2 protein-coding genes are annotated in these 1,906 nt (G+C 67.0%); both read left to right on the forward strand.

The features are described from left to right. Positions 1-1,223, forward strand: a 1,223-nt coding sequence (locus ACWD04_RS33940; RefSeq protein ID WP_451137575.1) for a type I polyketide synthase, incomplete at its 5' end; no start/stop codon positions are given. A 30-nt stretch (positions 1,224-1,253) separates the two neighbouring features. After that, on the forward strand, positions 1,254-1,906 hold a 653-nt coding region (locus tag ACWD04_RS33945; protein WP_451137576.1), incomplete at its 3' end, for a beta-ketoacyl synthase N-terminal-like domain-containing protein.

Raw genomic sequence — 1,906 nt, forward strand, 5'->3', positions numbered from 1 at the left:
GTGCGGTGGCGTTGAAGGCGGAGCTGGAGGGGGCCGGTGCGCAGGTGTCGGTGGTGGCGTGTGATGTGGCTGATCGTGATGGGCTGGCGGGTGTGCTGGAGGGGGTGTCTGTTGATGCTCCGTTGTCGGGTGTGGTGCATACGGCGGGTGTGCTGGACGATGGTGTGATTTCGGGTTTGACGCCGGCGCGGTTGGCTGGGGTGTTCCGTCCGAAGGTTGATGCGGCTTTGGTGCTGCATGAGTTGACGTGTGATCTGGATCTGGATGCTTTTGTTCTGTATTCCTCGGCGTCGGGTGCGCTTGGTGGTCCGGGGCAGGGCAATTATTCGGCGGCGAACGCGTTCTTGGACGCTTTCGCTCAGTGGCGTCGGGGGCAGGGTCTGCCCGCTGTGTCGCTGGCGTGGGGTCTGTGGGGTGACACCGGGGGCATGGCCGGTGCCCTCGACCAGACGGACCAGGCCCGCATGCGGCGCAGCGGAATCCGGCCTTTGTCCGTCGAAGAGGGCATGGAACTGTTCGATGCCGCGATCAGTTCCGGTGAACCGGCACTGATACCCGTCAAGTTCGACCTCACCGCACTGTCCGCACAGGCGGGAGCCGGCCAACTGTCCTCCATGCTGCAAGGAATGGTGCGTCGGCCCCGGCGTACCGTCGCTGCTGGCGTACCTGTCCCCGCCGGCTCCCTCGCGGACCGGCTGGCAGCGCTCCCGAAGGAGGAACAGAAGGAGACGCTGCTGGACCTGGTCCGGGACGAAGTCGCCGTCGTGCTGGGGCATGCCGACGCCGGGAGTATCATCCCGGGACAGGCGTTCAGCGAGCTGGGCTTCGACTCGCTCACTGCGGTCGAGCTGCGCAACCGGCTGGCGGGGGTGACGGGCATCCCGCTGCCGGCCACTCTGATCTTCGACTACCCGTCACCCGCCGCGATGACCGACCACCTGCGCGCGGAGCTGATCTCGGACGCCGCGACCGGAACGGTGCAAGTCACCGACGTGGACGAGGCCGGGCTGCGCAAGGCCCTCGCCTCAGTACCTCTCGAACGGCTGGAGGAACTGGGCGTGCTGCAGCAGTTGCTGCGTCTCGTGGCTGCCGCCCCCGGTACCGAGGACTCCGGCGTGACTACGCCCGCCTCTTCGGAGACACGGCAGAACGCCGCGCACCTGATCGCTGACATGGACGTCGCCGGCCTCATCGAACGCGCGATGGGCAACACCACCAACTGAGCCCGTCGCGGCCTACGGAGGAACTCAAGAATGTCTGTGTCCGAGGGTAAGCTTGTCGCGGCACTGCGCGCCTCGCTCGTGGAGAACGAGCAGCTCAAGGAGGAGCGCGACCGGATCCTTGCGGCCTCGTCCGAACCGATTGCGATCGTGTCGGCCGCGTGCCGACTGCCGGGCGGCGTCTCCTCGCCGGAGGACCTGTGGCGTCTCGTGGCCGAAGAACGTGACGGCATCACACCGTTTCCGGAGGACCGGGGCTGGGATGTCGACGGGATCTACGACCCGACTCCCGGCCTGGCTGACAAGTCCTACGTACGGGAGGGCGGCTTTCTGCATGATGCGGGAGAGTTCGATCCGGGGTTCTTCGGGATCAGTCCGCGTGAGGCGTTGGCGATGGATCCGCAGCAGCGGTTGCTGCTGGAGACGTCGTGGGAGGTGCTGGAGCGGGCCGGCATCGATCCGACCACGCTGAAGGGCAGCCGCACGGGAGTCTTCGCCGGGCTGATGTACCACGACTACGAAGCGGCTGTGGCCGCCGGAAGCATCGTCTCGGGCCGGGTGGCGTACACCTTCGGTTTTGAGGGCCCGGCGGTGACGGTGGACACGGCGTGTTCGTCGTCGTTGGTGGCGATGCATTCCGCGATGCAGGCGCTGCGGAATGGTGAGTGCTCGCTCGCCCTGGCCGG

It is taken from the genome of Streptomyces sp. NPDC002911 (genome assembly GCF_053591835.1).